A 24,733-nucleotide genomic window follows, 5' to 3' on the forward strand; every position below is an offset into this window, starting at 1 on the left:
CCCGCACGCCGCTTGCGACGGCGGGTCCTTCTCGCAGGCCTGCGCTACCTGCGCCGGTCCCGCCGCCTGTCCTCGAGCTCGCACGTGGCTCGCCGCAGCCTTGCCGCGCTCTCCTCGCGCGCCCTCGAGCCGAAGCTGCGGATGCTCCGCAGCGCGCGCCTCTCGACGAGCGTCATGCCCTCGGCGCCCCGGCGGGCGGCCTCCTCGAGGTCGTCCCCGAGCGGCCTGCGTCCGGATGCGATGTCGTCCACGGCGGTCTCCATCACCGCGTCGAAGTCGTCGCGGCCTCGCTCTATGCGCTTGGTGAGGTCGGTCAGCGTCGACAGCGTGAGGGCGAGGTCGGCGGACATGAGCGAGACGGTGATGAGCGCGAGAAGCTCCCACGCGACGAGCGGCAGGCTCGGCGTGGCGGCGGCGATGGCGGGGCAGGCGAAGTAGTAGAGCAGGGTGCCCACGGCCCCGAAGCCCAGCGCGAAGGGCAGGCAGACGCGCCCGTTGAGGTTGAGCGGGATGTTGCTGTAGTCCCACCAGCGCGCGTGGAAGAACCGCTCCAGCACGTAGGAGGTCCCATACTCGAGGATGGCGCTGCCGGCCGCCCCGCCGAGGAAGACCTGCCACCATGCGACGTCGCCGCCACCGCGCGGCAGGGCCTGCGCGACGGCGACGACCGCGACGACGCCGAACCCGTAGATGGGGCAGACGGGCCCGAAGAGGAACCCGCGGTTGTCCCAGCGCCTGTTCTTGATCGCGCAGTAGGTGCACTCGTACACCCAGCCAAGCACGCTGAACAGGCCGAACCACGCTACGTAGCCGCAGATGTCCATGACGCCTCCCTCGCTTGCCGCTTGCCGCTTGCCACTTGCCGCTACGGTCGCATGTCCGCGAACCCCAACTGCCGCTCGGCCTCGTAGAGAACGATGGCGACGGAGTTCGAGAGGTTGAGCGACGTGACCACGGACGTGCGCGGATCGACGTAGTTGCCGCAGACGTCGCGTTCGAGCTCGGGGTGCAGGCGGCCGAACGTCTCGTGCCAGGAGTCCGCGTTGCCCAGGGCGTCGTCGCCGCGCATGGGAATCCTCTCCGTGAGCTCCGCGTGCCCGTGTAGGAGCGTGCGAGAAAGACCTGCGCTCTCCTTGCCGAACACCAGATAGTCGCCCTCGTGGTAGCGGCTGTCGCTGTAGGTGCGCCCGCCGGCCTTGGTGAGGAGGTGCACCCGCGGCTCCCACGCGGCGCGCTTGGCGGCACCGGACCCTGGCGCCGCGTCCGAGCCGCCCGCGGCAACCTGCTCCGTCGCCGCGCGATCCCGCGTCGCCCCGCCCGGTCTTGTCGGCGCAGGCCGTTCGGTCTCCGCGAGCTGCTCCCTGACGAGCGGGTTTCTCGCCACGAAGTCGTCCCAGTCCGCGTACGTCACGACGTCGAGGCTCTCCCAGTAGGCCAGCCCAGCCCGCCGGAGCTCGCGCTCGCCGAGCGAGAAGCCAAGGGGGCCGACGAGGTGCAGCCGCGCGCCGCACAGTACGCACGTACGCCCGACGTTGCCGGTGTTTGCAGGGATCTCTGGTTCCACGAGCACGACGTTGAGCATCGGCGCCCCTTCTTGTCGCGTATCAGGGTCAAGGCATCAGGTCGGGTCACCCCACTGTAGCGCGTGCGCGGTCGCGCATGGGGCCTCGGTAAAAGAGAGGGGCGGCGCCGAAGCGCCGCCCCGAGTCGATGGAGCTCATCCAGCTTGTCGGCAATATGCCGGCCTTGCCGTCCTTATCGGCCTTGCGGTCCTTGTCGCACATGACGGCCTTGCCGCCTCGTGTGCCCCGAAGCCCTGCCCGGCTACTCCACCGTGACCTTGGTGACGTTGGACTTGGCCTCGGCCAGCTTGGGCACGCCGACCGTCAGGACGCCGTCGGCCAGCTTGGCCGTCAGACCCTCGTCCGCCGCGTCCTTGAGGTAGACGCCGCGTGTAGCCTTCCACTCGCTGGTCTCCTTCTGCAGCCAGTCCTTGCTCTTGTCCTCGTCGGACTCCTTCTTGTCGACCGAGATGGAGAGCCTGCCCTCGCTGAGCTCGACCTCGACCTCGTCCTTCTTGACGCCGGGGAGCTCTGCGGTCACCTCATACGAGTCGCCCTTGTCCTCGACGTTCATCTTGAAGGCGTCGGACGAGTCGAACGCTGCCAGTGGCGCGAAGAAGTCGTCGAGAGCACCGAACGGCCATGCCCTGCGAAGTGCCTGCTCGCGGTCACTAAAGGGAACCATGCCTGCCATCGTTACCACTCCTTCTATGTGGTGGACGCCCCTTCTTTGGGCTTCCTTGGGTTCGCTGTACTATGTGCCCGCTTTCGCGAACTTTATACGTACAATGGAAAGAAATCTCAGTGCATGACACTTAAGTATGTGACACATACCACGCCGCGCACGCCCGCGCACGAGCACGCCCGCACGGGGACGCCCGCGCACGAGCACGCCCGCACGGGGACGCCCGCGCACGAGCACGCCCGCACGGGGACGCCCGCGCACGAGCACGCCCGCACGTGCAAGCCCGCACGTGCACGCCGATCGGTCCGGCACCCCCAAACGGGCGAGCCGCTGAGAGCCCCTCTAAGCCGTCCTTGTCCGCCCCATGACATCTAGGCCGTGCCGGCGCGACGCGCCTGCACGGCCCTTTCGTGAGCAAATCGCTTTTTGCGGACAATTCCTCGATATTTTGTCGAGAAAACGCGATTTGCTCCTCCACCAAATCGCTTTTAGCGGACAAAATCGGCGGATTTTGTCGGGAAAGAGCGATTTGCGGCTCTTCGTTTCACCATTGATGCGCAGAGATGGGCAGCGGGAGGCCCGGGGGCCGGGGCGCAGGGAGGCCCACAGCGGGCCGCGATGGCGGGTTAGCCGCAGGGCTGCCCTCCGCTGACGGCAGCGGCGGCCGGCGGTAGATCCAACCTCAGCTGGCAGCAGCGGCGGCCGGGTCCCGGCCGCCGCCCCGGGCCCCAGCTCGCACCAGCCTCCTCCCGGCCACCGCCTGCCCAGCCCGGCGAATCCCTCCTGAACGCGGATTGCCCTTTGCGCCTCGCGCCCGGCTGAGAGATCCTGGTTCGGATGGCTGGTGACGGGCCGGCCCTCCGAGCCCGCGCGCGTGCGCCCGGGGGACGGGGGCAGGCCGAAGGACCGAGGGGGCCGCGCATGCTGAGGGCCGGGCTGTACGAGCAGACCGTGAGCGAGGGGCTGAGAAGGCGGATCGAGGAGGCCTCCGTCACGCTCGAGCCCACCACGCGAGAGATTGACGTCGCGGAGGCGTCGCGCGTGCTCGCGGACTACGTCGCCTCGGTCGCGCGTGCGGAGCTCGCACGGGTGGGGGAGGGCGAGAAGGACGCGCTTGCCGCGGAGGTCGCCCTTGCCAACCGGATGATTGACGCGCTGGCGACATCCCCTGGATCGGACGCCGGCGCGCGGGTCGACGCGTCCGCCCGCCAGCTCCTCTCGCTCGTGCCGAGGGGCGGCCTTGCTGGGGTGTTGCCGCTGGCAGGGGCACCCGCCCCGGGCGCCGCCGACCCCGCCCCGGGCGCCGGCCTGGGCGCCGACCCCGCCCCGGGCGCCGGCCTGGGCGCCGACCCCGCCCCGGGCGCCGACCCCGCCACGGCCCCCACCGCCCTTCTCGCCCGCATTCCGCGGCCGCAGACGCCGATGTCGCAGAGCTCCCTCTTCACCGGCGCGCGCTCCGAGCCCCAGCTCGGCACGGAGCTCCAGCGCGAGATCGCCTCGGCGGACGCCGTTGACATGCTCGTCTCGTTCGTCAAGTGGTCCGGCCTCAGGGTGATCGTCGAACAGCTCGAGGACTTCGCCCGCCGTGGCGGCCGGCTGCGCGTGATCACGACCTCCTACATCGGCGCGACGGACGTCCGCGCCCTCGACGAGCTGAGCCGACTGCCCGGCGCCGAGGTCAAGGTCTCCTACGACACCCGCGGCACGCGCCTGCACGCGAAGGCGTACGTCTTCGAGCGCGCGACCGGCCTCACGACCGCCTACGTCGGCTCGTCGAACCTCTCCGTCCCGGCGATGACGAGCGGCCTCGAGTGGAACGTGAAGATCGCCCGCCAGGAGATGCCCGAGACCATCGAGAAGATCCGCGCGACCTTCGAGTCGTACTGGGAGTCGGACGAGTTCGAGCGCTACGACGAGTCGCAGCACGACCGCTTCGTCGAGGCGGTTCGGCGCGAGCGCGGGGCGGGCGCCGGCGTGGCCGCGACCGTGGACACCGCGCTCTTCGACATCCGCCCGTACCCCTACCAGCAGCAGGTCCTCGACAGGCTCCGCGCCGAGCGCGAGGTCGGCGGACACTGGCGCAACCTCGTCGTCGCGGCGACGGGTACGGGCAAGACGGTCATCTCCGCCCTGGACTATCGCGACTTCTGCCGGCGCTACCGTGGCGTGGCGCCCGCCGCCCCGGGCCCCGCGCCCGCCGCCCCGGGCCCCGCGCCCGCCGCCCCGGGCGCCCCCGCCGTGCCCCGCCTGCTCTTCGTCGCGCACCGTGAGGAGATCCTGCGCCAGGCGCTCGGCACCTTCCGCGGCGTCCTGCGCGACCCCAACTTCGGCGAGCTGCTCGTCGGCGGCGAGCGGCCCGGCTCGCTCGACCACCTCTTCTGCTCCATCCAGTCGCTGAACTCCGCGCGGCTCGCCGAGAGGCTTGACCCCGGCTTCTACGACTACGTCGTGATCGACGAGTTCCACCACGCCGCCGCCCCGTCCTACCAGGTCCTTCTCGACCACTTCCGCCCGCGGGTCCTCCTCGGGCTCACGGGCACGCCGGAGCGCGCCGACGGCCGCAGCATCCTGTCCTGGTTCGACGGCAGGGTCGCGGCAGAGATCCGCCTGCCGGAGGCGATCGACCGCAAGCTGCTCTGCCCCTTCCAGTACTTTGGCGTCGCCGACGACGTGGACCTGAGCGGCCTGCGCTGGACGCGCGGCGGCTACGAGGACTCGCAGCTCGAGGACGTCTACGTGTACAGCGCGGGCGTCGCGCGGCGCCGCGCGGGCATGGTGGCCGAGACCGTCCGGCGCTACGTGTCCGACCTCGACGAGGTGCGTGGCCTCGGCTTCTGCGTCTCGGTCGCGCACGCCGACTTCATGGCGGCGCGCTTCCGCGAGATGGGCCTGCCCTCGGCGTCCGTCACGGGCGGGACGCCCGCCGACGAGAGGGCCCGCGCCAAGGAGCGGCTCAGGTCCGGCGAGCTGCGCTTCGTCTTCACGGTCGACGTCTACAACGAGGGCGTCGACATCCCCGAGGTCAACACCGTGCTGTTCCTCAGGCCCACGCAGTCGCTCACCGTCTTCCTGCAGCAGCTCGGTCGCGGCCTGCGCCTGGCCGAGGGCAAGGACTGCCTGACCGTGCTCGACTTCATCGGCCGCCAGAACGCCCACTACGACTTCGAGTCCAAGCTGGCCGCGCTGCTGGAGCCGACCCGGCGCGGCGTCTGGCGCGAGCTCGACAACGACTTCCCCTCGGTGCCGCGGGGCTGCTACGTGCACCTCGAGCGGGTGGCGGCCGAGCACGTGCTCGAGGGCATCCGCGCGTCGGTCGCCACGCGGGCGGGGATCGTGTCGCGGCTGGCGACCTTCGAGGAGGACACCGGAGCGCCGCTCACGCTCGCGGGCTTCCTGGAGCGCACCGGCGCCGACCCCAAGGAGGTCTTCAGCCGCGGCAGCCTCTCCCGCATGGCCGTGGAGGCCGGCGTGCGCGCGGACTTCTCCGACCCGGACGAGGCCGCGCTGACCCGCGCCCTGGCACGGGTCTGCTCCATGGACTCGCGCCGCTGGATTTCCTTCCTGCTCGACGCGCTGCCGCGCGTTGGAGAGCTGGCGGAGAAGGACCTCTCGCCCACGCAGGTCCGCTGGCTCCGCATGTTCCAGGTGACGCTCTTCCCTGAGGCCAAGGGCGAGCGGCTCGAGCGCGACACCCTGCGCGACCTCGCGCGCGCCATGTCGAACCGGGTGCTCGGCCAGGAGCTCCTCGACCTTCTCCGCTGGCAGCTCGACCACATAGACTTCGTCGACGAGCCGGTGGACCCCGGCTTCGCGTGCCCGCTCGACCTGCACTGCCAGTACACGCGCGACCAGATCTTCGTGGGGCTCGACTACCTCAACCCCGGCGTGGTGCGCCAGGGGGTCAAGTGGCTGCCGGAGAAGGGCTGCGACGTGCTGATCAACACGCTCAACAAGTCCGAGCGCGACTACTCGCCCACGACCATGTACGAGGACTACTCGATCAGCGAGAGCCTCTTCCACTGGCAGAGCCAGTCCACGACCTCGGAGACGAGCAGGGTGGGCCAGCGCTACGTGCACCACCGCGAGCTCGGCACCAAGGTGCTGCTCTTCGTGCGCGAGTGGCGCACGGACGCGGCGGGCACGGCGCCCTTCACCTTCCTGGGGCTCGTCGACTACGTCTCGCACGAGGGCTCGCGGCCCATGAGCGTGGTCTGGCGCCTCGAGCGCCCGATGCCGGCCAAGTTCCTCCGGAGGTCGAACTGCCTGGCGGGCTAGGCGCGCCGTGGCCTAAGGTGGAATCGACGTGCGCCGCCCGGCTCGAGAAGGGCGCGGGCGAGAAGGACCGCGGGCTCGCGCCGCGCCGACACGACGGGAGGAGGGGCCGTGAGCCTGACGAACCCACTTGCGCCCTGCGCCCTCGCCCTCGCGGGCATCGCGCTCCAGGCGGCCTTCGTGGCATCCGACCTGCGCGGGGCCTACCGCCGTGCGGCCGTCCTGAAGGCTCTCGCCTCCGCTGCCTTTGTGGCCCTCGGGTCGCTCGGCGCGTGGTGCGCCGCCTCGGCCCCCGCGGCCGCGGCCCCCGCAGCTGCCGCCGCAGCCGCCGGACCCGCCTCGCCGCCCCTCCCCGGCGCCGCCCTCGCCGTGGCCGGCCTGGCGCTCGGCGCCGCGGGCGACGTCCTGCACGCGCTGCGCTTCGTCCCCGAGGTCAAGCGGCGCGCGCACCACCTGTTCGCTGCGGGGGCCCTCTCGTTCCTCCTCGGGCACCTTGCGTACCTGGGCTACCTCGTGCCGCGCGTGCGGGCGGCGGCTGGCATGGCGGGCGTGGTGCCGGCCACGGCCGCGCCCGCGCTCGCGGGGCTCGCCCTGGGCGGCGCCGTCGCCCTGTCCCTCTCGCGCGGGGTTCGCCTCAGGGGCAGGCGCGCCCTTCTCGGTGCACTCTACCTGCTCGTCCTCGCGCAGTTCCTCTCCTTCGCCTGCGCCTGGTGGCTGCTCGCGCCAGGTGCGGCCACGGGCTCGCTCGCCTCCGGCGCGGCGCTCTTCCTCGTGTCCGACTCGCTGCTCGCCCTCAACACCTTCGGCCGCGAGCGCACGGGGGCGCGCCGGGCCTGGAGCCTGGGCACCTACTACGCGGCGCAGCTGCTCATCGCCCTATCGCTCGCGCTGCCGGCCGCCGCGTAGGCGCGGCGGCGCGGCCCCCACGTCCTTCTCGCCCCTCCTCGCGCGCGCGGATGCGCTACCATGTTCCGCGGCCGATTCGCGGCCCTCCAAGCAGTCCCAGGTGAAACCTGCTTGCAAACAATCAAAACCGGGAGAGAAGCATGCTCAACCGCATCGTGCGGGACTACAAGGTCCTGCTCCGCAGCATCCCCAGCGCGACCGTGGCGCTCTTCGTCGTGAGCGTCGTCGTGATGAACCTGCTCGCCAACAAGGAGCTCGTGTCGCTCCCGTGGCTGGCGCTCGACTGCGGCGTCAGCGTCAGCTGGGTGAGCTTCCTCTGCATGGACATGATCTGCAAGCGCTTCGGTGCCCGCGCCTCCGTCGAGGTGAGCGTCCTCGCCGAGGGCATCAACCTCGCCGTCTGCGCCCTCTTCTGGCTCATGAGCCTGACGCCGGGCATGTGGGGCGCCTACTACGACACGGGCAGCCTCGAGGTCAACGCCGCGCTCAACGCCACCTTCGGCGGCTCGTGGTACGTCGTCGTCGGCTCCATGGTCTCCATGCTCGTCTCGTCCGTCGTGAACTCGCTGACGAACGAGGGCATCGGCCGCCTTCTCCGCCGCGACGGCTTCGCCGCCTTTGCCACCCGCTCCTACGTGAGCACGCTCGCAGGCCAGTTCGTCGACAACCTCACGTTCGCGATCCTGGTGAGTCACGCCTTCTTCGGCTGGTCGTGGGCCCAGGTCATCGGCTGCTCGCTGACCGGCGCCCTGGTCGAGCTGCTCTGCGAGGTCTTCCTCTCGCCGGTGGGCTTCCGCGTGGTGCGCGGCTGGGAGCGCGAGCACGTGGGCGAGGAGTACCTGCGGCTGCACGGCGGCGCGGGGCTCGCGACCGAGGGCGAGTTGGCGCGGTGACGGCGGGCGAGAAGGACGTGGCGCCCACGGCGCGCGCCGGCGCCCCGGCGGGCGAGGAGGACCTGCGCTCGCTGCCCCTCGACGCCCGCGGCCGCTCGCTCGTCGTGCTCGTCACCGGCTCGTCCTCGGGCATCGGGCGGGCGACGGCGGAGCTCTTCTGCGAGCGCGGGCACGCCGTGTGGGGGTTGGACGTGCTCCCGGCCTCGCTCTCGCACCCGCGCTACCACCACGTCGTCGTCGACGTCCGAGACGCGGCCGCGCTCCGCTCGATTGCCTGCGGCCTGCATCCCGAGATAGTCGTCGCCAATGCCGGCGTGCAGGGCACGGCGGACGACATAGACGTGAACCTCAAGGGCGCCCTCAACACCTGCGAGGCCTTCGCCTTCGAGCCCGGCGGGCGCCGGCCGACGGCGGAGGTCGCCGCCGTGGTCCTCGTGGGGTCCTCGAGCGGACACACCGGCGCGGAGTTCCCCGCCTACGCGGCGTCGAAGGGCGGCGTGCTCGCCTACGCGCGGAACCTCGCGCAGCGCCTGGCGCCGCAGGCGACCTGCAACAGCGTGGACCCGGGCGGCGTCCTGACCGAGCTCAACCGCCCCGTGACGGACGACCCCGAGCTCTGGGCGCGGGTCATGGCCCTGACGCCGCTCAGACGCTGGGCCACCCCCGCGGAGATCGCCGCGTGGGTCTACTTCGTCGCGGTAGACAACCGCTTCATGACCGGCCAGAACCTGCTCGTGGACGGCGGCGAGGCGGGAAGCTTCGACTTCGTCTGGCCAGAGTAGGGCGCCGCCCCGCCCAGGGCGGGACGGCGCCGAGCGCGCACGCGAAGCGAGCCGGGCGCATGCGACGCGAGAGCCTCCCTCCCGCGCCCGTCCGGCGTCAGCGGCTCGTGCTGAGGAGAGCGTCGACCAGCTGGATGTCCTCTGGGTCGTGCGAGCCGAGCGGCAGGCCGCAGGCCTCGAAGAAGTGGCTGCCGGCAAACTGCCGCGCGCGGAAGGAGTCGTGCGCGCCGTCGTCCAGGTAGCGCACGTGGCTGCGGCAGTCCGTGGTCCCGCAGAACAGGGCGCCGTGGCGCCTCGCGTACGCGCGGTACTCCTCGCCCGCGCTCCAGAGGATGACGCCGGCCATGTTCTCGAGCTCGTACACCACGGCGTAGCCCCGCCACGAGAGCCCTCGCTCGCGCACGTAGCGGTCGAGCACGGTGGCCATGAGGGTCACGCGCCTGAGCGTCTGCCGCGCGTCGACGATGACCGAGCCCTCGGGGACGCGCTGCCCGAAGTCCGAGAGCGCGGCGAGGGCCCGGGTGCGCTCGACGCCGTCCAGGGGCACGGCCGGCACGGTGAGCTTCATCGACTCGTCGCCGAAGAGCTCTATGGCCGAGTGCGCCTCGCCCAGCCGCAGGGGCGGCGTGCCGCGCAGGATCAGCGAGTCGTGGGCGTGCTGCACGTGGCACGACATCCCCTGCCGCGAGAAGCACGCGCGCATGGCGGCCACGTGCCCCTCCACCTCAGCCCTCCCCACGGCCTCGGCGGGGCGGATGCCCATCCGGTAGAGGTAGAGGTCGAAGAGGGGCACGGCGCCGGCCGGTCCGGCGTCCGGGAAGAAGACCGTCCGGTGGCAGAAGCCGGCGACCTCCGCGTGGCGCCTCGTCGCCTTGCCGTAGAGCTCGACCAGCTCGCCGCCGGTCGCGGGTCCCGAGGTCGAGCCCTCGCGGATCTCCACCCGTCCGTCGGCCACGTAGGGCGGGAAGTCCCCCTCGCCGACCTGCACGAGGGCGACGCCCTGCCCCGGGTTGCCCGGGTCCTCGACGAAGCGCGCCTCGAAGGGCGGCGCGGGCGAGACGTGCCTGCGGCAGAGCTCGCCGACCGTCTGCGAGAAGTCCGCCTGCGGCCGGGGGATGGGCGTGACCTCCTTGGTGTCGTCGGCGATGCCGATCACGAGCCAGCCGCCGCGCGAGTTGGCGAAGGAGGCGACGATCTTGGGGATCTTGCGCCGCACGGAGGCGGTGTCGGAGCACTTGAACTCGAGCACGAAGCCCTCGTCCATGTCCTTGAGCTGGGCCAGGTCCTCCCAGCCGACCTCGGCTATGGTCTTCTGACTGCCGTCGGGCGCGCGAAACGGGCTGAACATGGCTCCCCCTCGATCGATGGGCGTCGCCTCCACCCAGTATGCCAGCCGGCAAGGTCTGCCGCGCCGCGCGTCCGCGTGCGGCGGGCGAGAAGGACCCGGGCCCGGAGGCCTGGCCCGGGGCCTCCTATGGAGCCGCTCGGTTTTCTCGCGCCGAAGGCGGTCCCGGGGAGGCCCGGCCGCTCGGTTGGGTACGAGAGACGGAAAGACGAGCAAGGGCCGGGCGGCGAGGGTGGCCGCGGCCAGAGACGGGGGAGACATGGCAGAGAAGGACAACGGCGTCGCGGGCGCCGGCGTGGGCACGGGCACGGGCGCCGTCGCGGGCACGGGCGCCGCCACGGGCGCGGAGCTCATCGACTTCAGGGACGCCCGCGTCCGCGGGGGCGACCACATCGTGAGGGGCACCGCGGCCGACGGGCTCGTGCGCGCCTTCGCCGTCACGGCGCGCGACACGGTCCAGACCGCCTGCGACAACCACCACGCGAGCCCGCTCGTGACGGCGGCGCTGGGCCGCCTCATGATGGGCGGCCTGATGATGGGCGCCATGTCCAAGGACGAGGACGAGCTCATAACCCTCGTCATGTCCGGGGACGGCCCCATCGGCGGCCTGACCGTCACGGCCAACAACAAGGGACAGGTGAAGGGCTACGCCAACCATCCCAACGTGTGGCTCGACCTCAAGGGCGACAACCACCTCGACGTCGGGGGCGGCATCGGCGCGGGCACGCTGACGGTCGTGCGTGACCTGCCGGGCGTGGAGCCCTACTCGAGCACCGTGCCGCTCGCCACGGGCGAGGTCGGCGACGACCTCACCTACTACTTCGCGGTCAGCGACCAGATCCCCACAGCGGTCGGCGTGGGGGTCCTGGTGGACGTCGACCTGAGCGTGCGGCAGGCGGGCGGCTTCGTCGTCCAGCTCATGCCCGGCTACGACGACGCCCTGATCGACCAGCTCTCCGCCAACCTCAAGGGCGTCGAGTCGGTGACGGAGATGCAGGAGCGCGGCATGTCCCCGACCGACGTCCTCGGCTACCTCCTGCGCGGCATGGGGTACGAGGAGCTCGACGCGATGCCGGCGGAGTTCCGCTGCGGGTGCGACAAGGACCGCGCCTCCCGGATCGTCCTCGCGCTCGGCCGCGACGAGCTCGAGTCGATGGTCGAGAAGGGCGAGCCCGCGCTCGTCCACTGCCACTTCTGCGGCAGGGAGTACCGCTTCGAGCCCGACGAGCTCAAGGCCCTCCTCGACGGCTAGCGGCTACCCCTCGATCTTGAGGGCCTTGCGGATCGGCAGGTAGAGCGCCTGGACGAGGATTGCGTTGAAGGCGCCGGAGGCGATCACGACCGGCAGCATCGCGGCGACGAGCTGGCTGGCGGCGCCCACGAGGGCGATCTTGATCAGCATGAAGATGACGCCGGAGACGACGGTCGTCACGAGGGTGCCGACGAAGGGCACGAACCTCTTGGCGGCGCCCCTCATGCCGACGCGCACGATCTGGGCCATGAGCATGGCGGCCACGCCCTCGGCAGCGAAGTCGATGAAGGGCGAGGTGGTGGTGACCTGGATCACGGCGGCGGAGATGAGCCCGATGACCAGGGCCTCACCGACCTTGGGCCTCACGACGAGGATGGTGAGGCAGAAGGCGGAGATGATGAACTCGGGGCTGATGAGGCCGCCCGAGAAGCCCGAGATCGCCTTGCCGACCGTGAAGTTCAAGATCATGCCCGCCGCAAGCAGGACGGCGAGGAGGACGAGGGCCCGGACGTCGAGCCTGCTGCCCCCGGAGTGGCTGTATGTGCGGGGCTGCTGCTGGGTGGTGGCCTGGGACTGGGACATGGCTGGTTCCTTTCTTCCTGACTCTTCGACGACGGCATGGAAAAGGGGGCTTCCGGCCAATCCGGAAGCCCCCTTCGCATGCGCAGGTATGGCGCGAGAGACTCACGATCGACCGGTCGTATGAGCGGGGCGCCACCACCATGCCTGGGAAGTGCGAGCGTTCTGCGACATGTGGCGCCTCCTCTCCGGTTCCTCCGACTGCTCTCGTACCGCTGGACTATAGGCCGAGCCCGCGCGCCGCGCAAGGGGGGAGGAGGTTAAAGCTCGGTAACGTGGCGGCCTGCGCCGGGCGCACAGCCGGGCGCGTCGCCCCGCGCCCCCGCATTGCCGCGCCGGCGAGCCCGGGGTACATTCGTAGGCGTCGGAGCTCAGGAGAGCGCAGGCGGCGCCTGGGGCGGCGGCAGGCCGCCGGGCAGCCGCCCCAGGGGAGGGGTCGAGATGGACGAGTCGAGGGCGTATCAGACGTTCGACGAGGTGTATGAGGCCATTCGGGCCGACGGGCAGAACGCGTCGTACACGGAGCGCGGGATCGACCCGCTCTACGCGGTCGCGGCGGACTCCCGCATCGTGGTCATCGGCCAGGCGCCGGGGAGGGTCGCGCAGGACACGCGCATACCCTGGAACGACAAGAGCGGCGACCGCCTGCGCGACTGGCTGGGCGTCGACCGCGATACCTTCTACGACCCGCATCGCGTCGCGATCGTGCCCATGGACTTCTACTACCCCGGGAAGGGCAAGTCGGGCGACCTGCCGCCTCGCAAGGGCTTCGCGGAGAAGTGGCACCCGGTCCTTCTCTCCATGATGCCCGAGGTGCGCCTCACGGTCCTCGTGGGGACCTACGCCACCCACCGCTACCTCGGGCTCAAGTCGTCCGTTCCGCTCACGGGCGTCGTGCGCGACTACCAGAGCTACCTGCCGGAGTACTTCCCGCTCGTCCACCCCTCGCCCAGGAACCAGATCTGGATGAGGAGGAACCCCTGGTTCGAGGAGGAGGTCCTGCCCGACCTGAGGGCACGGGTGGCGGAGGCCCTCGCCTAGCCGCCGGGCATCGCGGGGGCAGGCGGGGGTCGCGCCCGGCTGCGGACGCCTAGCCCGCCGGCGAGGGGTTGGGCGCGGTGGCCGCCGCCTGCACGTAGTCGCGGTAGTCGTGCTCGAAGACGAGGGTCGCGTCACGCGGCACGTAGACGGCGAGGCTGCCGGAGGCGCACGGGAACGACGCCCAGCCGTCCGGGCCGATCGTCACCGAGGCCTCGTTGCCCATGACGCAGATCCAGGTCTCGCCGGCGTTCTCGTCTCCCACGTACATGCGCTTGGTGCCGCCGTCGCGGTCGGTGAGCACGACGGCCACCCCGCTGCCGGCGTGCTCGCGGTCGCCGCCGAGCGTCCAGCCGATCACGTCGGGGTCGTCGAGCCAGTCGCGCTGCTCCCCGTAGGCGAAGCGCCGGCGGATCTCCATGAGCAGCGACAGCTCGGGCACGGCCGGCTCGCCGTCGTTGGGCATGCCGAAGAGGTCGCCCTCGAAGACGCACGGGTACCCCTCGTGCCTGAGCAGGATGAGCGCATAGGCGGCGGGCTTGAACCACTCCTCCACGCTCGACTGCAGCGCCTGGCGCGGCTGCGTGTCGTGGTTCTCCACGAAGGTGACGGTCCTCGTGGGGTCGGTCTGCACGAGCGTGCCGTCGAAGATCCGCGACAGGTCCTGCTCGCCGAAGGAGTTGGAGGCGCGGAAGAGGTTGTAGTGCAGCGGCACGTCGAAGAGGCTCATGCTGCGGTCCCAGCCCAGGTAGTCCTTGAGCTCGCCCACGTCCGGCGACCAGTACTCGCCCACGCAGAAGAGCTCGCGCCCCGCGTGCGCCCGCATCCGGGAGAGCCAGTCGAGCGCGAAGCCGCGCGAGATGTGCTTGGCCGCGTCCAGGCGGATCCCGTCTGCGTGGGTCAGGTCCAGGTACCACTCGCCCCAGCGCATGAGCTGGTCGCGGACGGGCTGGTAGAGCGGGTCGACGTCTGCGCCCATCAGGAAGTCGTAGTTGCCGTTCTCGCGGCGCTCCACGTCCTCGCTCCAGCTCTTGCCCGAGAAGAGCCAGATGCCCGAGCGGCCGGTGAGCTGGTCGAAGTCCACGGCGTGGAAGTCGTGCCAGTCCCAGCAGAAGTCGTCGTATTTGCCGTGGCGCCCCGGGAAGGAGAAGCGCGTCCACGCGCCGATCGTCTCCTCGCCCGAGGTGTCGCGCTCGCGGTCCGTGGCCGAGACCTCGCGCGCCCGCACGCGCTCCCACGCATCGGCGCCCATGCGCTGGTTGAGTACCACGTCCACGTAGACCTGGATGCCCGCCTCGTGGAAGGCGTCTATGGCCGCGAGGTACTCGTCCTTGGTGCCGTACTTGGTGCGCACGGAGCCCTTCTGGTCGAACTCGCCGAGGTCCCAGAGGTCGTAGACGCCGTAGCCGGTGTCGCCGGGCCCGTTCGCGCACTTGAACGCCGGCGGGAGCCACACCGCCGTGATCCCCTCGTCGGCGAAGAGCCTGGCGTCCGCAGCGAGGGTCGCCCAGTGCCTGCCGTCCGCCGGCAGGTACCACGAGAATGCCTGCATCATGGTGCCGTTCATGGAGCCTCCCCAGACGATGCCGCTCTGGTGGAATGGTAGCGCCACCGTGTGGAGGTAGCGTTGCCGCCGACCTGCCGCCGACCTGCTAGAGTTGGGCGAGAAGGACCCGTCGGCGGCACGCGCGACGGGGGCGTCCGGGGAGGGGGTGCCGATGTCCGCATGGGGTCGGATGCTTGCGCGCGCGGGCGCAGTGGCGCCCTCCTGCGACGCTGCCGCGGACGGCCGCGCGGGCGTCGTGGTCGCCTGCGGTGGCGCTGCCACGGGCGGGCTCGTGGGTTGCTACCGGCCCCTCCTCGACGAGGTGCGCCGCGCCCACCCGACCGCGCCGGTCGAGCTCGCGGTTGTCGGGGAGCCGGGCTCGCTCCCGGACGGGGGCGAGGTGCGCTCGGTGTCCCAGGCGCTCGACGCCCTCGCACGGGCCGGTGCGGCGCGCGCGGCCGTGCTTCCGGCGCTGGTCGCGGACGGGTCGGACCTCGCGCGGCTCCGCGCCGAGGTGGCGAGCGCGCCGGCCGGCCTCGCGCAGGTCGCGCTGGGCAGGCCGCTCGTCTCGCGCACGTCCGACGCGAGGCGCCTGGCCGAGGCCCTCGTCCGCGCCCTGCCGCAGGGGAGGAACGCCGTGACCGTCCTCGTGGGCGACGGGGGAGGGTCTCGCGCGGGCGCGGCCGGCTCCGGGGCGCTCTCCCTGCTCGAGGTCGCCCTCCGGGGACTCGGGAGGCCCGACCTCTGGGTGTGCCCGCTCGACGCCGACCCCACGGGGCTGCTGCGCCGTGTGGCGGAGGAGGCCCCGTGCGCCTTCTCGGTCAGGCTGGTGCCGCTCATGATGGCGGCCGGCGACCTCGAGCGCGCGCGGATCGGGGCGGACGCGGGGGAGAGCCTGCGCGCAGCGCTCGAGCGCTCGCTCTACGGCGTCGAGGTGCGCGAGGGCGGGCTCGTCTCGCTCATCGACGTCCGGTCGCTGCTGCTCGAGCACCTCGACGAGGCGCTGCGCCAGCTTGCCGCGAGGGTGCCGGGCGCGCCGGCGGCGGTCGAGCCGGCGGCGGGCGGGCAGGTTGCGGGAGCGCCGGCGGCGGGCCGCGCGGGCGAATGAGGTGACAGGCATGGGCGAGCTTGGTGCGAGGAGGGCGCCCTCGGACGCCGGCGCCAGGGCGACGGTCGAGCTGGTGCGCTCCTATCGGCCCGTGAACGAGCAGGAGGAGCGCGACAGGGAGCGGATCCTCCGGCTGCTCGAGCGCGAGGACGTCTGGGGCCGCGACAACGACCGCGCCCACCTGACCTCCTCGGCCTGGGTGTGCGACGCGTCCGCCTCGCGGGTGCTCATGTGCTGGCACCTCACCTACCGCTCGTGGAGCTGGCTCGGCGGCCACGCCGACGGCGAGCGCGACCTCCTCGCGGTCGCCCTGCGCGAGGTAGGCGAGGAGAGCGGGCTCACGAGGCTCGAGCCCGCGCTGCGCCGCCCCATATCGCTCGAGGTCCTGGCCGTGGACGGGCACGAGAAGCGCGGTCGGTACGTGGGCTCGCACGTCCACCTCAACCTCACCTGGCTCGTCGTCGCCGACCCCGCCGAGCCGCTGCGCCCCAAGCCCGACGAGAACCGTGCCCTCAGGTGGTTCTCTCCTGAGGGCGCCGTCGAGGCGAGCGCGGAGCCGTGGATGCGCGAGCGCATCTATCCCAAGCTCAACGTGGCGATGCGCGCCTGGGCCGAGGGGTCCGCCCGAGGCGGCGGCGCTCCCGGCTCGCCCGGGCGGACCGCGGCGGGCGGGACGGGCGAGGCGGGCGGCCCCCGATGAGCGCCGCGCTCGGAATCGGCCCGGTGGCGGCCGCGCTCGGCGAGGGGCTCGCCTGGTTCCTGACGCCGGAGCCGGTCCTTCTCGCGCGCGGCGAGGGCTTCGCGACCTTCGGGCCCCAGCACCTCGCGGTCCTCGCCTGCTGCCTCGCGTCCTTCTCCCTGCTGCTCCGCCGCTACTGCAGGCTGCCCGCCGGCCTCGCGCCCGGCTCGCCGCGCCGCAGGATGCTCGTCGCGACCTCCGCCGTCCCGCTGGCGCTGCTCGCCTCCCGCGACGTGGCGCTGGCCGCCGACGGCCTGCTCGTCCCCATCTTCTGGCCGCTCCACGTCTGCAACCTCTGCGAGTACCTGGCGCTCGCCTACGCCCTCACGTGCGACTCCGGCGCCGGCGAGCCCGTGGGTGAGGTCCTCTTCGCGTGGGGCGCGACCGGCGGCCTCTCCGCGCTGCTCTTCCCCGGCTGGAGCTACTGCCCCATCCTCACGTACGCCTCGCTCGGGGGCTTCGCGGAGCACACGCTGCTGCTCGTGTGCGCGTGGGCGCCCGTGGCCGGAGGCGACTTCTCGCCCAGCGTGCGGCGCAGCTGGATCCCGGCGCTCGCGGCCCTTCTCGCCGGCGCCCTCTTCCGGCTGGCCAACCCGGTCTTCGACACCAACTTCTTCTTCGTGACGCGGCCGCTTTCGAACACGCCCTTCGAGGCCTTCGCGGACCTGCTCGGCAACCCCGGCTACCTGGTGCCCTACGCGCTGGGCGCCTACGGCGTCTGGATCGCGTGGTACGCCCTCGCGGCGCACCTGCCTTTGTCCTATCATGCGAGCGAGGCGCGGGGACGCCGGCGGTGAGGCGGCCCGCGCAGGTCTAGACGCGCGCCATGCGCAGGGGAGGAAAGATGCGGCTGTTCGCGTTTGCGCTCAGGGAGTACGACGAGCTCGGCTACCTCGAGGGGTACGCGGGGGAGCAGGGCTTCGAGTTCGGGTGGACCTCGGAGTACCCGAGCGAGGAGAACCTCGGCCTCGCGCGCGGTCACGACGCCATCAGCTGCATCACCAACCCCATGGACGCGGCCCGCCTCGACGCCCTGCACGACCTGGGCGCCCGCTGGATCGCCACCCGCTCGATCGGCTACGACCACATCGACGTTGCTCACGCGCGCTCGATCGGGATGCGCGTGGCGCACTCGGCCTACCCGCCCGAGGGCGTCGCCAACTACGCGATCATGCTGATGATGATGGCGGCGCGCAAGATGAAGCTGATCGAGCGGACCGACGACGCGCAGGACTTCGGCCTGCACGGCAAGATCGGGCTCGACATCTCCCAGGCGACGGTCGGCGTCGTGGGGACGGGGCGCATCGGCGCGACCGTGGTGCGCCACCTGTCCGGGTTCGGCTGCAAGATCCTCGCCTGCGACCCCTACCCCTCCGAGGAGGTGGGCAGGCTCGCGACCTACGTGAGCTTGGACGAGCTTCTCGCCTCGTCGGACATCGTCACCCTGCACGCGCCCGGCCTGCCCGAGAACCACCACATGATCGACGCGGCCGCCTTCGCGCGGATGAGGCGCGGCGCCATCCTCGTCAACGCCGCGCGCGGCTCGCTCGTGGACACCGCCGCCCTCGTGGACGCCGTCGAGACGGGCCAGCTCGGGGGAGCGGCGCTCGACACCATCGAGAACGAGAGCGACCTCTACTACCTGGACCGCTCGCGCGACGTGCTGCCCAACCGCGACCGCGCGGTGCTCAAGGGGCTGCCCAACGTGATCGTGACGCCGCACATGGCCTTCTACACGGAGGAGGACGTCCGGAACATGGTGCGCAGCTCGACGGGCGCGCTGCTCGCGTTCTCGCGCGGGGAGGACTCGCCCTTCGAGGTCAGGTAGCGCGCGTGGAGGGGCGCCGAGGCCCTAAAAATTCGAAGGTAGTCAGTAAACAGAGTTGAACAAAGTGAATGTTCTCTTCTCGATTACTGAGCGGGGAACGGGGCGTATAGTTACGGGAGCGGTACATATTGCGGGAAATGTAGGATACTTTGTGTGCAGATTCAGAAACACTCTGAATCTTACGAACGTTGTAGGTATCGGAACATACCATTAACTTGCGTATGTTTCGGAAGAGATGCAGGCGAGCAACGAAGGAGAACGACATGCCACAACCCACGATCGGCACTCCCTGGAAGAAGCTCAACACCCCTGTGAGCGAGGAGGAGATCTCCTGGCTGGACAAGTACTGGCGCTGCGCCAACTACCTCTCCGTCGGCCAGATCTACCTTCGCTCCAACCCCCTCATGAGGGCTGACTTCAAGAACCAGGACGGCCCGGATGGGTTCACCCGCGAGGACGTCAAGCACCGCCTCGTCGGCCACTGGGGGACCACGCCCGGCCTGAACTTCCTCTTCGGCCACGTCAACCGCCTCATCCACGACCACCAGCAGAACGCCATCTTCCTGATGGGCCCCGGCCACGGCGGACCCGCCGGCACCTCCCAGTCCCTGCTCGACGGCACCTATCGCGAGGTCCGTCCCGACATCACCGACGACGAGGCCGGCCTTCAGAAGTTCTTCCGCCAGTTCTCCTACCCCGGCGGCATCCCCAGCCACTACGCGCCCGAGACCCCCGGCTCCATCCACGAGGGCGGCGAGCTCGGCTACGTGCTCTCCCACGCCTACGGCTCCGTGCTCGACAACCCCAGCATGCTCGCGGTCGCCGTGGTGGGCGACGGCGAGGCCGAGACCGGCCCGCTTGCCACCAGCTGGCAGACCAACAAGTTCATGGACCCGCTGACCGACGGCATCGTCCTGCCGATCCTGCACCTGAACGGCTACAAGATCGCCAACCCGACCATCCTCGCCCGCATCTCCGACGGCGAGCGCGACGAGTTCTTCCGCGGCATGGGCTACCACCCCTACAACTTCGTCGCCGGCTTCGACGACGAGGACCACTCCTCCATCCACCGTCGCTTCGCGGCGCTGCTCGAGGCCGTCTTCGACGAGATCTGCGACATCAAGAGCCGCGCGGCCGCCGGCGAGGCGTCCCGCCCGTTCTACCCGATGATCATCTTCCGCACCCCCAAGGGCTGGACGTGCCCCAAGGAGATCGACGGCAAGAAGACCGAGGGCTCTTGGCGTGCCCACCAGGTGCCGCTGGCGTCCGCCCGCGACACCGAGGCCCACTTCGAGGTCCTCAAGGGCTGGATGGAGTCCTACGAGCCGGAGGGCCTCTTCGACGAGAAGGGCGCCATCCGCTCCGAGGTCACCGAGTTCATGCCTGAGGGCGACCTTCGCCTGGGCGCCAACCCCAACGCCAACGGCGGCAGGGTCCGCGAGGAGCTTGACCTCCCCAAGGCCGAGGACTTCGCGGTCGACGTCGAGGAGGCCGGCCACGGCTCCGGCGCCACCGAGGCCACCCGCGTCCTCGGCGAGTACACCGGCGCGCTGATCAACGACAACCGCGACCGCTTCCGCATCTTCGGGCCCGACGAGACGGCATCCAACCGCCTGCAGCCGAGCTACCAGGTGACCGACAAGCAGTGGTTCAACGGCGACCTCAACGACGACCCCGCCAACGACGAGCACATCTCGCCCGTGGGCAACGTCATCGAGCAGCTCTCCGAGCACCAGTGCGAGGGCCTTCTCGAGGGCTACCTGCTGACCGGCCGCCACGGCCTGTGGTCCAGCTACGAGTCCTTCGTGCACATCGTCGACTCCATGGTCAACCAGCACGCCAAGTGGCTCGAGGCCACCGTGCGCCACATCCCCTGGCGCAAGCCCATCTCCGGCCTCAACATGCTGCTCTCCAGCCACGTCTGGCGCCAGGACCACAACGGCTTCTCCCACCAGGACCCCGGCTTCGTCGACGTCCTTCTCAACAAGGACTTCAACAACGACCACGTCGTGAACATCTACTACCCGGCTGACGCGAACCTGCTGCTCGCCGTGGCCGAGCGCGCCTACACCTCGACCAACTGCATCAACGCCGTCTTCGCCGGCAAGCAGCCCGCGCCGACGTGGGTCTCGCTCGACGAGGCCCGCGAGGAGCTGAAGCAGGGCGCCGCCGAGTGGAAGTGGGCCTCCACCGCCACCTCCGACGAGGACTGCGACATCGTCCTCGGCTGCTGCGGCGACGTGCCGACCCAGGAGACCATGGCCGCCGTCGAGCTGCTCGACAAGCTCGGTGTCAAGGTCCGCGTGGTCAACGTGGTCGACCTGCTGAGCCTGCAGAACGCCTCCGAGAACGACCACGCCATGAGCGACGAGCGCTTCGTCGAGCTCTTCGGGGCCGACAAGCCCGTGCTCTTCGCGTTCCACGCCTATCCCGGCACGATCCGCCGCCTCATCTGGGACCGCCCGAACCACGACAACTTCCACGTCCACGGCTACGAGGAGCAGGGCTCCACGACCACGCCGTACGACATGCTGCGCCTGAACCACATGGACCGCTGGGCGCTCGCCGCTGACGCCCTCGGCATCCTCGACGCCGAGAAGTGGGCCGACCAGATCGCCGAGTGGAACAAGTTCCGCGAGGACGCCTTCCAGTTCGCGGTCGACAACGGCTACGACCACCCCGCGTTCACCGACTGGGTGTGGCACGGCGCCAAGGACCGCGGCGCCGCGATCAGCGCGACGAAGGCCACCGGCGGCGACAACGAGTAGCCTGCCGCCAGGATGCCGCGAGGGGCCCACGAGGTACTGAGGGTCCCCGGGGCACTGAGAGTCCGGACCGGGCGGTGCCGAGACGGCGTCGCCCGGCCCGGCGAGATGAGGGGGAGGGCACGCAGCGTGCTGCGGCCCTCCCTTCTCGTATGACAGGCGGTCGCACCGAGGGTCTGCGTCCGCAACGGCCACCTGCGTCCGCAACGGGCGCCTAGAGGAAGGGAAGCACATGCAGGAGATCACCAAGTGGATTGCGACGCTGGTCGCGGCGGAGTTCGTCTACATCTTCATCCTGGAGACGGTCATGACGACCTCGGACACCACGGCGAAGGCGCTCGGACTTGATCCCGAGAGCCTGAAGCACGAGGACATGCAAGTCTCGATGAGGAACCAGGGCGTCTACAACCTCGGCATCGCGGGCCTCTCGCTCATGGCGGCCTGGGTCGCGGACTCGAAGGTCATGCTCGCAGCGGTTATGGTCTACATCGTGGCGGTCGCCGCGTACGGGAGCATGACGGTGAGCAAGAGCATCCTGGTGAAGCAGGGCGGCTTCGCCATAGTCGCCCTGCTCTCGATGATCGTGTAGGGGGCAGCGAGGTCCCCCGGAGTCCTCGCTGCCCCCGGGGGCCGGGGCTTACCGGGGGAGCCCCCGGGCCCTTGGGGCCCCTGGGGGCCGGGGGCCACTGGGGGGGCGGTCCTTCTCGACCGCGGGCGCCCAGCTACAGGCGCCGCGCCTGCTCGAGAAGGGCCTCCTTGAGGTCGGCCTCCATCTGGCGCATGCGCTGCTGCGCCTCGGCGCGCTGGGCGCGGCCCTCCTCCTGGACCTGGATCGTGTCCTTTATGGTGGCGATGAGCTCGGAGTTGACCTCCTGCAGCGTGTCGACGTCCACGACGCCGCGCTGGTTGGCCTTCTCGGTGTCGATGGCGCCCTGGTGGAGGGCCTTGGCGTTCTCGCGCATCAGGCGGTTGGTGACGTCGTCGACGTTCTTTTGCAGGTCGAGCGCACGCCGCTGGTTCTCGAGGCCGAGTGCGATCACCATCTGGCTCTTCCACATGGGGATGGTGAGGCTGACGGTCGTCGAGATCTTGTCGGCGATGACCTGGTCGGCGCTCTGCAGGATCTTGATCTGGGGGCAGCTTTGCAGCGCCACGACGCTCACGCGGTCCAGGTCGTCGAGGTGCTTCTCGAACCGGTCGAGCTTCCCCTTGAAGTCCTTGAGCACCTGGCCGGCCATCGGGTCGCCGGAGGCCTGGGCCTCACGCTCGAGGCGCGGCAGCTGGTCGGCGCGGAACGCGGCCAGCGCCTGCTCGCCGGCGGCGACGTAGATCTTGAGCTGGCGGTACTGCGCCACGGAGCGCTCGTAGAGGCGGTCGTACATCGCGATGTCTGAGATCATCTGCGCCTGGCTCTGCTCGAGCCGGCCGACGATCTCGTCCACCTGCGGCGCGACCTTCTGGTACTCGCGGCGGATCTGGTCGGCCTTCATCACCACGTTGCCGATGATCGGGACCTTGCGGATGCCGGAGAGCGAGCTGTCGTCCACGGTCGTGAGCAGCTCGCGCAGGAGCTGGCCTGCCTCGCCGGTGTCCTTGCTCGACACCTTTGCGAGGACCGTGTCGGAGAAGTCCGCCATGTCGCGCTGGGCGTCGGCGGCGTAGGTCTGGTCTATCGCCGCCTGGCCGAAGTCGATGGTGCGCGCGATCTCGTCGGCTTTGCGCTTGTCCTCGGGGGAGAGTGCGGTCGCGCGGGCGACGACCTGCTGCTCCGTCTGGCCCTGGGGGCTGAGGTCGTCCGCGGTGGCGGCCGTCGGGCTCATGAGGGACTCGAGCGAGACGGCCGGCGGGTCGGCCGGCGCGCCGGGTCGGGGGTCGCTGGGAAGCGCGGTTTCCTGTGCCATGATGCCTCCTGGGATTGGGTTTCCTACGATGTGCTTTCGGCTAGACGCCGAGCGCCTCTGACCACGCGTCCTCCTTGAAGCCCGGCGTGAGGGGCTTGCCGTCGACGAGCAGCAAGGGGCGCTTCACCAGCATGCCGTCGGTCGCGAGGAGCGCGTAGGCCTCCTGGTCGCTCATGCCGTCGTCGAGCCGCTGCTTGACGCCCTTCTCGCGATAGAGCCTGCCCGAGGTGTTGAAGAAGCGGCGGATGGGCAGGCCGGATGCGGCGTGCCATGCGGCGAGCTCCTCGGCGCTGGGGTTCTTCTCCACTATGTTCCTGTCCTGGAAGGCGACGTGGTGGTCCTCCAGCCACCGCTTGGCCTTCTTGCAGGTGGAGCACCTGGGATACTCGATGAGTAGGACTTCCATGGGGTCTCCTTCCTCGGTGCGCGACGGCCGCTCGTGCGCGAGGGCGTCTGGGTGTAGAGTATCCCACGAATCGAAGGAGGGGCGGGGCCTGCGCCGGGGTAGGCGCCGGACGGCTTTGGCCGCTGCGCTGGGGCCAGCGCACCGCGCGCCGCCCGTGCGTGCCGGGCGACTCCTGCGAGCGGCGGGTCACGGCGGGGAGGCTGGATGAAGACGGTCACGTTCTACTACGTCCGCCACGGCAAGACCGAGTTCAACGACGAAGGCGTCATCCAGGGAGGCCGCGTCGACTCGCCGCTTGTGCCAGAGACGCTTCCCGTGATCGAGCAGAGCGCCCGCGCGCTTGCGGGGATCGGCTTCGCGCGCTGCTACTGCTCGCCGCTGGGGCGTGCGCAAGAGACCGCCCGGCTGCTGGTCGACGGCATGGGGGAGACGGGCCGACTCGAGGTCCGTACCCTCGACGACCTGCGAGAGTTCGACTTCGGTGAAGTCGACGGCAAGAGGTATGCCGACTTCGCGCCCCGCTTCGTCCGCTGCTTCGTGCGACAGGACTTCTCGTCCGTCGGCGGCGAGAGCGGGCGGCAGGTGCGCGCTCGCGTCCGGCGCGCGTTCTCGCGGATGCTCTCCGAGAGCGCGGACGACGATGCCGTGCTGGTGGTCGCGCACGGTGCGCTCTTCAGGTACGTGCTGCTCGAGTTCGCGGGCGACATGGGACCGCTCGGACGCAGGCTCAGGAGCCTGACGGTGCGTACGCCCAACGCGGGGATCGGCGTCGTGGTGGGCTGCGAGGCGGATGGGGAACGTGACGCCGCTGCGGGCGGCGCTGCCGCAGGTGCTGGCACGGGCGCTGGCACGGGCGCTGACGGCGGCTCTGGCGCGGGTGGCGCTGGTGGCGTGGACAGCTGTGGGGTCGCTGGCGCGGGCGGTAGCCCCGACGTCGTCCGCGGAGGCCTCGGCCATGGGATGAGCTTCCGGCTCGTCCAGCTGCCGCTGAGTGGCGAGGACTTCGCGAAGACGCGGTACGGTGAACCTCGATAGCGTGACCCGATGCGCGGCATTTGGACGCGGACGGGACTCGGGGTCGTCTGGCCGCCCGTCCCTCCCGCAGTCCCTGTGCACGCCGTACGCG

21 protein-coding genes are annotated in these 24,733 nt (G+C 70.8%); 13 read left to right on the forward strand and 8 right to left on the reverse strand.

From position 1 onward, the window contains the following. Nucleotides 1–44: 44 nt before the first annotated feature. The 3 genes from VXJ25_RS03705 to VXJ25_RS03715 form a co-directional block, all read right to left on the reverse strand. Nucleotides 45–824, reverse strand: a complete 780-nt coding sequence (locus VXJ25_RS03705; protein ID WP_330957871.1) for a putative ABC transporter permease — start codon at nucleotides 822–824, stop codon at nucleotides 45–47. 41 nt (nucleotides 825–865) lie between these two features. Beyond that, on the reverse strand, nucleotides 866–1,582 hold the full coding sequence (locus VXJ25_RS03710; protein ID WP_330957872.1) for a tRNA (cytidine(34)-2'-O)-methyltransferase: 717 nt from the start codon (nucleotides 1,580–1,582) through the stop codon (nucleotides 866–868). 242 nt (nucleotides 1,583–1,824) lie between these two features. Next, entirely contained in the window at nucleotides 1,825–2,256 is a 432-nt protein-coding gene (locus tag VXJ25_RS03715) for an Hsp20/alpha crystallin family protein (protein ID WP_330957873.1), read from the reverse strand. 912 nt (nucleotides 2,257–3,168) lie between these two features. On the opposite strand from VXJ25_RS03715, the gene VXJ25_RS03720 reads away from it, so the two are divergent. From VXJ25_RS03720 to VXJ25_RS03735, 4 genes are all read left to right on the forward strand, one after another. Then, nucleotides 3,169–6,522 (forward strand): DUF3427 domain-containing protein, encoded by a 3,354-nt coding sequence (locus VXJ25_RS03720; RefSeq protein WP_330957874.1) that lies wholly within the window; start codon nucleotides 3,169–3,171, stop codon nucleotides 6,520–6,522. Between the two features lie 108 nt (nucleotides 6,523–6,630). Next, nucleotides 6,631–7,425, forward strand: a complete 795-nt coding sequence (locus tag VXJ25_RS03725; protein WP_330957875.1) for a lysoplasmalogenase family protein — start codon at nucleotides 6,631–6,633, stop codon at nucleotides 7,423–7,425. Nucleotides 7,426–7,565: 140 nt separating this feature from the next. Then, entirely contained in the window at nucleotides 7,566–8,318 is a 753-nt protein-coding gene (locus tag VXJ25_RS03730) for a VUT family protein (RefSeq protein ID WP_330957876.1), read from the forward strand. Next, nucleotides 8,315–9,100, forward strand: a complete 786-nt coding sequence (locus tag VXJ25_RS03735) for an SDR family NAD(P)-dependent oxidoreductase (protein WP_330957877.1) — start codon at nucleotides 8,315–8,317, stop codon at nucleotides 9,098–9,100. Before VXJ25_RS03730 ends, VXJ25_RS03735 begins: the two co-directional genes overlap by 4 nt. A 97-nt stretch (nucleotides 9,101–9,197) precedes the next feature. On the opposite strand, the gene VXJ25_RS03740 is transcribed toward VXJ25_RS03735, so the two are convergent. Further along, nucleotides 9,198–10,448: an AlbA family DNA-binding domain-containing protein gene (locus tag VXJ25_RS03740; RefSeq protein WP_330957878.1), complete on the reverse strand. Its 1,251-nt coding sequence runs from the start codon at nucleotides 10,446–10,448 to the stop codon at nucleotides 9,198–9,200. 256 nt (nucleotides 10,449–10,704) lie between these two features. Here VXJ25_RS03740 and hslO point away from each other — a divergent pair, with 256 nt between their 5' ends. Beyond that, the gene (gene hslO / locus VXJ25_RS03745) at nucleotides 10,705–11,697 is read left to right on the forward strand and encodes an Hsp33 family molecular chaperone HslO (RefSeq protein WP_330957879.1); all 993 of its coding nucleotides are present in this window, start codon (nucleotides 10,705–10,707) and stop codon (nucleotides 11,695–11,697) included. Between the two features lie 3 nt (nucleotides 11,698–11,700). On the opposite strand, the gene VXJ25_RS03750 is transcribed toward hslO, so the two are convergent. Further along, a complete protein-coding gene (locus VXJ25_RS03750; RefSeq protein WP_330957880.1) occupies nucleotides 11,701–12,279 on the reverse strand; it encodes a hypothetical protein in 579 nt (192 codons plus the stop codon). A gap of 438 nt (nucleotides 12,280–12,717) precedes the next feature. Here VXJ25_RS03750 and VXJ25_RS03755 point away from each other — a divergent pair, with 438 nt between their 5' ends. Further along, nucleotides 12,718–13,317, forward strand: coding sequence for a uracil-DNA glycosylase family protein (locus tag VXJ25_RS03755; RefSeq protein WP_330957881.1), 600 nt, complete (start codon nucleotides 12,718–12,720; stop codon nucleotides 13,315–13,317). Between the two features lie 49 nt (nucleotides 13,318–13,366). Here the strand turns inward: VXJ25_RS03755 and VXJ25_RS03760 are convergent, their stop codons facing one another. Further along, nucleotides 13,367–14,926 carry an alpha-amylase gene (locus VXJ25_RS03760; RefSeq protein ID WP_330957882.1) on the reverse strand — a complete coding sequence of 520 codons (1,560 nt, stop codon included), beginning with the start codon at nucleotides 14,924–14,926 and terminating at the stop codon, nucleotides 13,367–13,369. A gap of 106 nt (nucleotides 14,927–15,032) precedes the next feature. On the opposite strand from VXJ25_RS03760, the gene VXJ25_RS03765 reads away from it, so the two are divergent. The 6 genes from VXJ25_RS03765 to VXJ25_RS03790 all read left to right on the forward strand — a co-directional run bounded on the left by VXJ25_RS03765 (nucleotide 15,033) and on the right by VXJ25_RS03790 (nucleotide 21,889). Then, nucleotides 15,033–15,968, forward strand: coding sequence for a sirohydrochlorin cobaltochelatase (locus VXJ25_RS03765; protein ID WP_330957883.1), 936 nt, complete (start codon nucleotides 15,033–15,035; stop codon nucleotides 15,966–15,968). Between the two features lie 10 nt (nucleotides 15,969–15,978). After that, a complete protein-coding gene (locus VXJ25_RS03770) occupies nucleotides 15,979–16,668 on the forward strand; it encodes an NUDIX hydrolase (protein ID WP_330957884.1) in 690 nt (229 codons plus the stop codon). Next, nucleotides 16,665–17,504 (forward strand): TMEM164 family acyltransferase, encoded by an 840-nt coding sequence (locus VXJ25_RS03775; protein WP_330957885.1) that lies wholly within the window; start codon nucleotides 16,665–16,667, stop codon nucleotides 17,502–17,504. The genes VXJ25_RS03770 and VXJ25_RS03775 overlap by 4 nt, the downstream gene beginning before the upstream one ends. A gap of 47 nt (nucleotides 17,505–17,551) precedes the next feature. Continuing rightward, a complete protein-coding gene (locus VXJ25_RS03780) occupies nucleotides 17,552–18,535 on the forward strand; it encodes a D-isomer specific 2-hydroxyacid dehydrogenase family protein (protein ID WP_330957886.1) in 984 nt (327 codons plus the stop codon). Nucleotides 18,536–18,798: 263 nt separating this feature from the next. Continuing rightward, nucleotides 18,799–21,303 (forward strand): phosphoketolase, encoded by a 2,505-nt coding sequence (locus VXJ25_RS03785; protein ID WP_330957887.1) that lies wholly within the window; start codon nucleotides 18,799–18,801, stop codon nucleotides 21,301–21,303. A 229-nt stretch (nucleotides 21,304–21,532) separates the two neighbouring features. Continuing rightward, nucleotides 21,533–21,889 (forward strand): DUF1304 domain-containing protein, encoded by a 357-nt coding sequence (locus VXJ25_RS03790; protein WP_330957888.1) that lies wholly within the window; start codon nucleotides 21,533–21,535, stop codon nucleotides 21,887–21,889. 133 nt (nucleotides 21,890–22,022) lie between these two features. Here the strand turns inward: VXJ25_RS03790 and VXJ25_RS03795 are convergent, their stop codons facing one another. After that, a complete protein-coding gene (locus VXJ25_RS03795) occupies nucleotides 22,023–23,201 on the reverse strand; it encodes a toxic anion resistance protein (RefSeq protein WP_330957889.1) in 1,179 nt (392 codons plus the stop codon). 40 nt (nucleotides 23,202–23,241) lie between these two features. Further along, entirely contained in the window at nucleotides 23,242–23,607 is a 366-nt protein-coding gene (locus VXJ25_RS03800) for an arsenate reductase family protein (RefSeq protein WP_330957890.1), read from the reverse strand. Nucleotides 23,608–23,811: 204 nt separating this feature from the next. Here VXJ25_RS03800 and VXJ25_RS03805 point away from each other — a divergent pair, with 204 nt between their 5' ends. Continuing rightward, the gene (locus VXJ25_RS03805) at nucleotides 23,812–24,642 is read left to right on the forward strand and encodes a histidine phosphatase family protein (RefSeq protein WP_330957891.1); all 831 of its coding nucleotides are present in this window, start codon (nucleotides 23,812–23,814) and stop codon (nucleotides 24,640–24,642) included. Nucleotides 24,643–24,733 lie beyond the last annotated feature (91 nt).

This window comes from Olsenella absiana, from assembly GCF_036408855.1.
Taxonomy (GTDB): Bacteria; Actinomycetota; Coriobacteriia; order Coriobacteriales; family Atopobiaceae; genus Olsenella_K; species Olsenella_K absiana.

Coding starts and splice junctions, on each gene's coding strand:
- VXJ25_RS03710 (WP_330957872.1), bottom strand. CDS start 1,582: ATGCTCAACGTCGTGCTCGTGGAACCAGAGATCCCTGCAAACACCGGC.
- VXJ25_RS03765 (WP_330957883.1), top strand. CDS start 15,033: ATGTCCGCATGGGGTCGGATGCTTGCGCGCGCGGGCGCAGTGGCGCCC.
- VXJ25_RS03755 (WP_330957881.1), top strand. CDS start 12,718: ATGGACGAGTCGAGGGCGTATCAGACGTTCGACGAGGTGTATGAGGCC.
- VXJ25_RS03780 (WP_330957886.1), top strand. CDS start 17,552: ATGCGGCTGTTCGCGTTTGCGCTCAGGGAGTACGACGAGCTCGGCTAC.
- VXJ25_RS03795 (WP_330957889.1), bottom strand. CDS start 23,201: ATGGCACAGGAAACCGCGCTTCCCAGCGACCCCCGACCCGGCGCGCCG.
- VXJ25_RS03790 (WP_330957888.1), top strand. CDS start 21,533: ATGCAGGAGATCACCAAGTGGATTGCGACGCTGGTCGCGGCGGAGTTC.
- hslO (WP_330957879.1), top strand. CDS start 10,705: ATGGCAGAGAAGGACAACGGCGTCGCGGGCGCCGGCGTGGGCACGGGC.
- VXJ25_RS03720 (WP_330957874.1), top strand. CDS start 3,169: ATGCTGAGGGCCGGGCTGTACGAGCAGACCGTGAGCGAGGGGCTGAGA.
- VXJ25_RS03715 (WP_330957873.1), bottom strand. CDS start 2,256: ATGGCAGGCATGGTTCCCTTTAGTGACCGCGAGCAGGCACTTCGCAGG.
- VXJ25_RS03705 (WP_330957871.1), bottom strand. CDS start 824: ATGGACATCTGCGGCTACGTAGCGTGGTTCGGCCTGTTCAGCGTGCTT.
- VXJ25_RS03740 (WP_330957878.1), bottom strand. CDS start 10,448: ATGTTCAGCCCGTTTCGCGCGCCCGACGGCAGTCAGAAGACCATAGCC.
- VXJ25_RS03800 (WP_330957890.1), bottom strand. CDS start 23,607: ATGGAAGTCCTACTCATCGAGTATCCCAGGTGCTCCACCTGCAAGAAG.
- VXJ25_RS03750 (WP_330957880.1), bottom strand. CDS start 12,279: ATGTCCCAGTCCCAGGCCACCACCCAGCAGCAGCCCCGCACATACAGC.
- VXJ25_RS03775 (WP_330957885.1), top strand. CDS start 16,665: ATGAGCGCCGCGCTCGGAATCGGCCCGGTGGCGGCCGCGCTCGGCGAG.
- VXJ25_RS03785 (WP_330957887.1), top strand. CDS start 18,799: ATGCCACAACCCACGATCGGCACTCCCTGGAAGAAGCTCAACACCCCT.
- VXJ25_RS03770 (WP_330957884.1), top strand. CDS start 15,979: ATGGGCGAGCTTGGTGCGAGGAGGGCGCCCTCGGACGCCGGCGCCAGG.
- VXJ25_RS03805 (WP_330957891.1), top strand. CDS start 23,812: ATGAAGACGGTCACGTTCTACTACGTCCGCCACGGCAAGACCGAGTTC.
- VXJ25_RS03730 (WP_330957876.1), top strand. CDS start 7,566: ATGCTCAACCGCATCGTGCGGGACTACAAGGTCCTGCTCCGCAGCATC.